Genomic DNA, 2,625 nt, shown 5'->3' with positions numbered 1-2,625 from the left:
GTTATGGCGACAACAAGTTTAAGCTTAGGGGAGCACTGGGAAGTGTTTATTAAAAACGAGGTAGCAAGTGGCCGGTACGGCTCTGCTAGCGAGGTTGTTCGTGATGCATTACGCACACTTGAGGAACGCAAAACCAAACTGGATGTGTTGCGCGCACATCTTGATGAGGGGGCTCGACAGTCGGCGAGTGACACGTTTGTCGATGATTTTTCAATGGATGAATTGATTAACGACTTGGACACAGAATCTTAACCATTTCACTATTGGTTAGTGCGCGCATTGTAATTGAACATTACTGACATACGTACTAATGAAGCGATCTTCCTTCAAACATTAAAGTGTGCCTTGTTTCACGGGCAGTCGATGCGGTTTGTGTTACCTTTTTGGTGCTTGTGAGTGATGTGCCTTGTCACTCGGGACAATCACGAAAGGGACACCCATGGACGATCTCTCGCCTTCTGATCTTAAAACCATCCTTCATTCCAAACGCGCCAATATGTACTACCTCGAGCATTGTCGCGTGATGCAAAAAGACGGACGAATCCTATACTTGGCGGAAGCGAAACGCGAAAACCTCTACTTTAATATCCCCATTGCCAATACCACCGTCTTATTGCTCGGCACCGGCACGTCAATCACGCAAGCGGCGATGCGTATGCTGTCGCAAGCAGGCGTTCTGGTTGGCTTTTGTAGTGGCGGGGGCACACCGCTGCATATGGCAACCGAGGTCGAATGGTTTACGCCACAAAGCGAGTATCGGCCCACCGAATATTTGCAAGGTTGGTTGTCTTTTTGGTTTGATGATCAAAAGCGACTGGATGCTGCGCGGGCTTTTCAGCTAGCTCGTTTGAGTTACTTAAAGCAGGTCTGGCAAGCGAGCCGTGAACTTAAGCTTGAAGGGTTTGATGTGCCCGAATTGGCCGGTGCGCTCGACACCTTTGTGGCACGAACCGACAAGGCCAGCAAGTCAGCTGATTTATTGCTTACCGAAGCGCAGCTGACCAAAGCGCTCTACAAACACGCCGCCAACCGCACGCAAAAAAACGGTTTTAAACGTCAGCATGAGGCCGACGATCTCGCCAACCGCTTTTTAAATCATGGCAACTACTTAGCCTATGGCTTAGCCGCGAGTTGTTTATGGGTGCTTGGGATCCCGCACGGATTTGCGGTGATGCATGGCAAAACCCGTCGCGGCGCGCTGGTGTTTGATGCCGCTGACTTAATCAAAGATCGTGAACTATGATGGTGACCTTTATTTCTCAGTGCGAGAAAAAGGCACTGAAGAAAACCCGCCGCGTGCTCGATGCCTTTGCTAACCGAATAGGTGATAACACTTGGCAGACGCTGATCACCGAAGATGGCTTAAACACGGTGCGAAAAATGCTGAGCAAAACCGCCAGCCGCAGCACCGCGGTCAGTTGTCATTGGATTCGTTCGAGAACCCATAGCCAACTGGTGTGGATTGTGGGTAACCGCCGCAAGTTTAACTTAGAAGGCAATGTACCGGTCAATCGCACTGAGCTGGACCTTGGCCACAAGGAATGGGAGCAGGGTTGGCAGCTTAATGAGGTGATCGTGCTGGCAACGGCCATGGCGGGGTTGTTTCACGATTTTGGGAAAGCCAATGCGTTGTTTCAGCAAAAGCTTCGCGGCCAAACGGCACACCAAGGCGAGCCATACCGCCATGAATGGGTATCTTTGCGTTTGTTCGAGGCGTTTGCCAAGGGTAAAAAGGATCAGCAATGGCTTGATGAACTCAGGGCACTGACGCCTGAGACGGCCGCTGAGCATGAAGCAGCGCTACTGGCGCGACTATTTACCGAAGCAGAAGGCTATCAGCCTGCTTTTAGTGACTTATCACCATTTGCACGCATCGTGGCTTGGCTTATTGTGTCGCACCATCGGTTGCCCGTGAACTATGATGCCGACAAGGCACCGGTTGAGCTATCGCAAATTGACCAATGGCTTAGCCGTTGCTTTGGCAGCCACTGGAATGCGCCCAACGCACTTAACCTCGCCAAATATGATACACAGGCGCTTACCGACAACTGGCGCTTTCCCGATGGCACACCATTTTTAAGCCAGCCTTGGCAACAAAAAGCGCGTCAATTAGCCCAGCGTGCCAGCCAATATCCGTGGAATTCTCATGGACAAGTTGATTGGTTATCGCAGCGGTTTGTCAGCCATATGGCACGTTTATCGTTAATGCTGGCGGATCATTATTATTCGTCGCTGCCTCTGGAGAAATGCAAGCCCAAATGGCGGGACGGCCATTACACGCCTATTGCTAACACAGACCAGTCTCAAGGCAAACGCAAAAACGCGCCACCTAAACAACAATTGGATGAGCACAATATCGGCGTGGCTATTAATGCGAAACGCTTTGCGGAGAATTTACCCTCACTTAAATGGACATTGCCGGCAATTGCCCAGCACCGTCGCTTTAGCCAAGGCGCCGAAAAAGAGAAGTATCGCTGGCAAGATATCGCCTATCGTAAAACCAAAACCATAACCACTGACTCGGAAACGCAGGGCTTTTTCGGCATTAATATGGCGTCGACAGGCTGTGGGAAAACCATCGCCAACGCGCGCATTATGTATGCGCTATCCGATCCTTGGCAGGGG

At 50.8% G+C, this 2,625-nt stretch carries 1 protein-coding gene and 2 pseudogenes; all 3 read left to right on the top strand.

All coding sequences use genetic code 11. The features are described 5' to 3' along the window. Positions 1-252, top strand: a 252-nt coding sequence (locus tag BZG79_RS13865) for a type II toxin-antitoxin system ParD family antitoxin (RefSeq protein ID WP_242414198.1), incomplete at its 5' end; no start/stop codon positions are given. A 187-nt stretch (positions 253-439) separates the two neighbouring features. Beyond that, positions 440-1,231 (top strand): annotated as a pseudogene (cas1f, locus tag BZG79_RS13860) (type I-F CRISPR-associated endonuclease Cas1f); the annotation flags it as partial. Positions 1,232-1,239: 8 nt separating this feature from the next. Further along, positions 1,240-2,625: pseudogene (locus BZG79_RS13855) on the top strand (HD domain-containing protein); the annotation flags it as partial.

The organism is Salinivibrio sp. MA427, assembly GCF_001996115.1.
Classification (GTDB): Bacteria; Pseudomonadota; Gammaproteobacteria; order Enterobacterales; family Vibrionaceae; genus Salinivibrio; species Salinivibrio costicola.
Note: the sequence above shows the minus strand (reverse complement) of the source record. Positions and strands in the feature narration are given on the sequence as shown.